This window comes from Kitasatospora sp. NPDC048296 (assembly GCF_043201815.1).
In the GTDB taxonomy this organism is placed as follows: domain Bacteria; phylum Actinomycetota; class Actinomycetes; order Streptomycetales; family Streptomycetaceae; genus Kitasatospora.
This window is the reverse complement of record NZ_JBICZB010000141.1, coordinates 1-6,488: the sequence shown is the minus strand read 5'-3', so window position 1 is coordinate 6,488 and position 6,488 is coordinate 1. Positions and strand designations below refer to the sequence as shown.

Sequence of the window (6,488 nt, the reverse complement as noted above, 5' to 3'; positions counted from 1 at the left end):
GACATTCTGCGGCTGCGCGGCCGTGAGTTCTTCGGCTCCCGCACCTGGGACCGGATGGAGAGCCTGGCCCGCAACACCACCGACCACGCCCAGCTCGCCAGCCATTTCGGCTCCGCCACCCGCGGCGAGGAGATCACCACGCCCTCGCCCGGGCGACGGCTGCTCGTTTCGGACGGCGGCGTGAAGGTGAACCTGAAGGTCCTGCAGCTGGAGTACGACCGCACCGACGGCAAGGTCGAGCTCAGCCCTTCCAACGCGACCTCGACCAGCGCCACCAAGACCAGGCTCGACTGGTCGATGTGGGGAGGGCAGATTCAGGGCGGGGTCAAGGCCGACCTGGGCCCCGTCGAGGGCACCCTCCAGGGCATCGTGGGAGGCTCGCACCGCAGCCGCGACGGGCTGTCGCTCGGCAACGCCGGGCAGGTGGTCTCGCACGCGAAGTTCAACACGCCGATGGCGCGCTACGACGGCTTCGCCGAGGTCGAGGTCGTCTTCTTCAAGGGCGACAAGGAGGTGGTGGAGAAGGGCGTCATCCCGATCACCGTCGACATCCCCGAGCGGGAGACCGTCGACGCGAAGGTGATGAGCGACCACTACCTGACGTTCAGCGAGGACAACCCCGACGGCCTCGCCACGCCGAAGCACCCGCAGCCGAAGCCGGCGCCCGAGCCGAAGCCGGAGGCGGTGCCCAAGCCGGAGCCTGAGGTTGCTCCCGAGTCGGAGGCTGCTCCGAAGCCCGAGCCTGAAGCGGCGCCCAAGCCGGGGCCTGAGGTTGCTCCGAAGCCTGAGGCGGCCCCGAAGCAGGCGTCGGTGGAGGAGGACGTCTTCCTCTCCCTGGTGAACAACCCCCGTTCGATCATTTCCCCCGGCGCCGACCCGGGCAGTGCCCCGACGGCCCCCGGCCTGCCGAGGCCGGGTGTGGTGAGGTCGGGTCGTCCGACGCTGGTCGAGGGCGGTGCCCACGAGCCGTCGACGGCGAAGGTGGAGACGGCCGGTGACGGTTCCGCGTCGCGTCCGCCGTACAACACCGAGGACTTGGGACTGGAGGGAGACGCGGGTTCGCCGTCGCTGAAGTCGGTGAAGACGGGGCGTCCGACGCTCCTGGAGGGCAGTGTGCACGAGCCGCGTTCGGCGGTGATCGAGAGCGGCTCCGAGCGGAACCGGCCGCCGCGCGACCCGGACCCGGACCAGCCACAGCCGCCGTCCCGCCGCCGTGGCCGCGACGAGTTCGAGGCCCCGCACAGCGAGACCGACCCGTCGAACCCGTCGGCCCCGGAGCAGCCCGCGAAGCGCCCTCGGCCGAATGGGGACCCGGACGCTGGTGGTCGGCGTCCGCTGCGTCCACTGGACTCGTTCCTGGCGGAGTTCGCGGACGGTCGGTACGACGCGCCCGGTCCGGCGGCCCGGCGGGCGCTGGAGCAGGTGGTGAACGGTCCGGACGGGCCGGAGAAGTTCGTGCATCCCTCGGAGTTCGTCAAGCTGGTGAACCCGGGTGAGGGCACGGGCGGCCTGCTGGCGGACGTGAACTGCGTGGCGGCGGCGATGGCGTTCCATGCGACGTTCCACGGTGGCCCGCAGGTTGCGCCGTCGTTGGCGGAGCGTCACACGGGTGCGCACGGCGATGTGCAGGAGTGGACGGGTCAGCCGGCGGAGTACGTCGGTCTCGGAAGTGCGGGTCTGGACGAGGTGGCGCGTCGGGTGACGGCGGGCGGTCCGGGTTCGGACGCGATCGTGATGGCGTGGACGGCTGACGGCAGGGGCCACGCGTGGAACCTGGCGAACGTTCCGGGCGAGGGCCTGATCTGGGTGGATGCGCAGCAGGGTCTGCATGCACCGGGTGACCGCCCGTTGCCGCAGGACGTCACCCGGGTCTGGGCGATCGTGCTCGATCACGAGAACCGGCCGATCGCCGGTGAGGGCGGTTTCAACGAGGCCGCTGCCCACCCGGACGAGCTGACGGTTCGTCCGCCCGTTCCCGATGCCTTCACCGGTACCGACGGCGGCCCCTCCACCAGCACCACGCAGGCCCACGACTCCACCACCGGGCCCGCGCCGCACACTCCGGTCCACGCCCTGGACGACGTCGTCGAGCACTTCCCGGCCCCCGGCGAGCGCGTCCGGGTCGCCGGCGACGGCCTCTGCCTGCTCAACTCGGTGGCCACCAGCCGCCCGGACGCCGTGCACCAGACGCTCGCCGAGCACGGTGCCACCGGCTCGACCTCGCGCGGCCCGGTGCCCACCACGGCCGAGGCGATGAAGCGCGCCGTCTCCGACCACCTGCTCAAGCAGGGCCCGGACAATCTGCTGCCGGAGGTCATCCACAACTACCGCAAGGCCGCCACCCGGGACCTGGCCGCGCAGCTCGCCGGGCACGACCGCGGCCGACTGCTCAACGGCCTGCTGGACCTGGGCGTCGCCACCGTCGCGACCCACGAGGTCGTCCCCACCCGGCTGTTGCGCGAGCGCTACCTCACCGCGCTCACCCACGACCTGGCCGGCCCGGGTGGCGACCTCACCGCGGCCCGGGCGCAGGCTGAGCAGAGCGCCCGGTGGAAGTTCAAGAGCCCGGAGGCCCAGGCCCAGGCCGAGAACTGGCTGCGCGGGCTGGGCAAGGAGCCCGCGAGCGACCCGCACGAGCTGCGCCGGCAGTACATCGACGAGCGGGTGGCCCGCGGGGAGGAGCGCCGCACGGTCGAGGAGGAGGTCGGCTGGAACCTCGCCGACGGCGCCACCGGCCCGCAGCGGCAGTTCGAGTACCTCCTCGGCCGGCCCGAGCAGATCCAGCTGCACGACCTCTCCGACGCGGAGCTCGTCGACCTCCAGGTCTGGCACCGGACCGCCTCCGACCTCCCGCTCTCGCCGGAGGAGTTCGCCGGCCTCCGGCACGCGGTGGACAACTGGGAGAGCTCCTGGTGGAAGGGGTTCGGCGACACCTTCCCGCCGCTGCTGGCCGACGCCCTCGGCCTGCGGTTGCGCATCCTTGGCCCCGGCGAGGGCGGCAGCCACGTCGAGTACGCGCGTTACGGCCACCCGGACGGCCAGCAGGTGACGGTCTACTACAACGGCACCAACCACTATGACGCCAGCCGCCCGCCCGCGCCCGAGCCGACCGGGAGCACCGCCCCGAAGCATCTGGCCGGGCACGACGTCCCGACCGCGCCCGGCGACACCGGCCCGACCGCGCCCGTGTCGACGCCGCAGTCCGCCCCCTCGCCGAAGTCCGGCACGGACACCGCCACCGACCCGGCCGCCGACAAGCTCACCGTCCCGCCGGTGCCCGGGGGCGGACCGACCACCGAGCCCGGTCCGACCGCGGTGCCCAAGGCCGGACCCGACCACGCCACCGCCCCGAGGACGGAGCCGTCCCCGTCGCCGAAGACCGGACCGGCCACCGACCCGAAGGCCGCGCCAGAGCCGTCCGCCCACAAGCCCGCGCCGGACGCCAAGGCAGCCGCGCCGCGCCCCGAGGTGCCGAGCATCGTCATCACCGAGGCGGAGCACGACCCGCTCCTCCACCCCGCGCCGCCCTCCCCGCCGGCCTCGGTGCTCGCCATGTCCGTCTTCTCGACGGAGTCCGGCGACGGCCACGCCCCGCACGACCCCGCCTTCACGCCCAAGAAGCCGCTCGGCCCGGACGAGCTGCGCCTGCCGCCCACCCGGATCACCAACCACCGTCGGCTCTCCGCCTCCGACCTCGTCGTCGGCCTGCACCACGGCGACACTGCCGTCCACGAGCAGATCGTCAAGCTCTTCGAGTCCGCCTTCCCGAACGACCTGCCCGCCGGCCGTACGCTGGCGAAGGACTTCTTCGACCCGGACGCGCTGCGCCCCCGGCTGACCGCCCTGTCCCGCGGTGACACCTGGGAGGCACCGTTCACCACCAACGGCTGGTCCGGCAAGATCTCTGTCCGGGTGGACGTGGACGGCCTGGTGCACCAGGACACCGCGCCCAGCGTCGAGTTCGAGAACGGCTCCGACCGCCACGCCTCGGTCGGTCTCCAGTCCGACACCCTGCACCGGTTCAACGCCTCCGCGCAGGCCAAGTTCAAGGTCGGCAAGACCGACTTCACCGAGACCCTCGGCTACCAGCACGACTCGCTGAAGGGCGGCACCTCGGTCGAGGTCGGCCGGTCCATCGCCCGTGGGAAGACCGTCGAGCCGGGCGCCCTGTTCGCCGGAAAGCTCCACCTCGCCCTCGACTTCACCGAACTCACCCACCGTGGCGAGCCGGTGGCCGTCAAGCCGGAGGACCGGGTGAAGCGGCTGGACATCGGCGCCACAGTCGGCATCCCCGTCCGCGACACCCTGGACGCCCACGGCGCCGCGGTGCCGCTGCCCAAGGACAAGCTCTTCGCCCCGCCCCAGCGCGTGGTCGAGGGCGGGCGGCTGGGCGGCTCCGACATCGTGCTCGACGTCTCCACCCACCGGCACGGCCGGCCGGACGCCGACCACCCGATGCAGGAGATCCTCGACGGCGTGGAGAAGACCGCCGAGGAGGTGCTCGGGGGCCTGTGGCCCGCCCTGCGGGAGAAGTTGACCGCGGAGCTCGACACGACCCGGCTCCAGCAGGACCTCAAGAGCATGATGTCCGGCGAGCCGACCCGGATCGAGGTGGTCGACAAGACCGGCTTCGTCACCGGCTCGGTGGAGATCAGCGCCTCCGTCAAGGCCATGTGGCAGCACGGCAGCACCCCGCAGACCGAGTTCAACGTCGGCACCGGCGTCCAGCGCGTGCGCACCGAGCAGCACAGCGGCAGCAACGGCGTCCAACTCCCGTTGCCCGGCGTCGTTTCCGGCGCCGGTGTCGACAAGTCGGTCGGCTCCGGCGGAGGCGGCCTCCAACTCCTCCGGGACAAGGTGCAGATCTCCGGCAGCAGCCAGGAGGTCCTGCTCACCACCAAGACCAAGGGCCCCGGCGTGGTCTTCGACGGCCGGGCCGAACTCACCCTGAAGTTCGAGAAGGACTCGCCGCTCGGGAAGTCCGTCGACACCGCGAAGACCTCCGTCGACTTCCGGTCCCTGATCGAGCAGGCCGAGGCCCGCAGCGTCCAGGACACCGGCGCGGGCGACCCGACCCTCTTCGTCGCGACCGAGTCCGCACCGCCGCACCAGCCCAGGACCTTCGAGTCCGGCAGCAAGGTTCCCAGCCCGCCCGACAGCGTCTGGCGCAAGCCCGACGGCACCGGCGGCGGCTTCGGTGGTACCACCACCGTCCGTGACCTGCCCACCGTCGAACCGCTGCACCAGGGGGTCGAGCAACTGGGCAAGGAGGTGCTCGGCGGCGCCTGGAAGGACGTCAAGCGCGACGTCCAGCAGCTCTTCAGCCACCCGATGGTCGCCTCCCACCTGACCTCGATGACCCGCGGCACCCGGCTGGAGCTGCCCGAGCAGACCGTCACCGCCCTGCTCAAGCACGGCGTCAAGGTCTCCGCCACCGCCCACGTCACCGAACTGGAGTACAAGCGGCCCAACGCCAAGGCCGAGCTCAACCCCGTCGACGAGACCACGTCCTTCAACTCCGGCCGCAAACTGCTCTCGGACACCAAATCCGTCCAGGCCTCGGGCGGTGGCACCGTCCCGCTGCCAGGCAAGACGAGCATGGACGGCAGCGGCGGCTACGCCCGTCAGGTCCGCGACCGCGACGGCTGGCGCGACGGCAGCTCCCAGAAGGTGTACGCCAACGGCAAGTACGCCCGTCCGCAGGAGATCTACGACGCCGGCATCGGCATCGAGGTCAAGCTCACCGTGGACGGCAAGGACCACACCGTCACCGTCCCGATCCGGGCCGAGGTCAGCCTCGACGCCAAGGAGACCGGCCACCACACCGTCGGGGCCGACGGCCGCGCGCTGTTCACCGGCCCCGGTGCGGGCACCCCGGTCGCCCACAAGGCGCCGGCCGTGGAGCACGACGCGCCGCACCGCATCACCGACCGAGGCGCGATGAGCGCCTCCGACGTGGTGCACAGCTTCGGCAACGGCGACACTGCCGTCCTGGACGGCATCGAGAAGACGTTGCGGAAGGAGTTCGGCCACGTCCCCGACGACGTGCTGAGCAAGATCAAGAGCCGGTTCGACCCGATCGCGCTCAAGCCGCAGCTGTCCAAGCTCACCCGTGGCGGCAAGCTCACCGAGCACCTCACCATCCACGGCTGGGACACCACCGTCACCGTCAGGGCCGGCCTGCAGAAGGACTTCCGGCACACCGACACGGTCGACAAGTTCGAGTTCGAGCTGGGCAGCCAGACCCGGGTGTCGACCGGCGTCAGCAAGGACCGGCGGGTCCGCGACGTCTTCTCGGCGCCCTTCCGCTTCAAGCTGCCCTACGTCGACCTCGGCCTCAACGTCGCCCGCCGCAACGACTTCGTGCACGGCTCCACCGTCGACACCACCGGCGCCACCGTCAGCAAGGGCAAGACCGTCGAACCGGCCGGACTGTTCAGCGGCACCGCCGAGTTCACCGTCCACATCGAGTCCAGGAAGCTCGGGCA

The 6,488-nt window shown here is 71.8% G+C and carries 1 protein-coding gene; it reads left to right on the top strand.

Translation table 11 applies throughout. From position 1 onward, the window contains the following. Positions 1-6,488 (top strand): toxin glutamine deamidase domain-containing protein (locus ACGF12_RS37680; protein WP_393040892.1); only part of this gene is annotated, 6,488 nt, incomplete at both ends.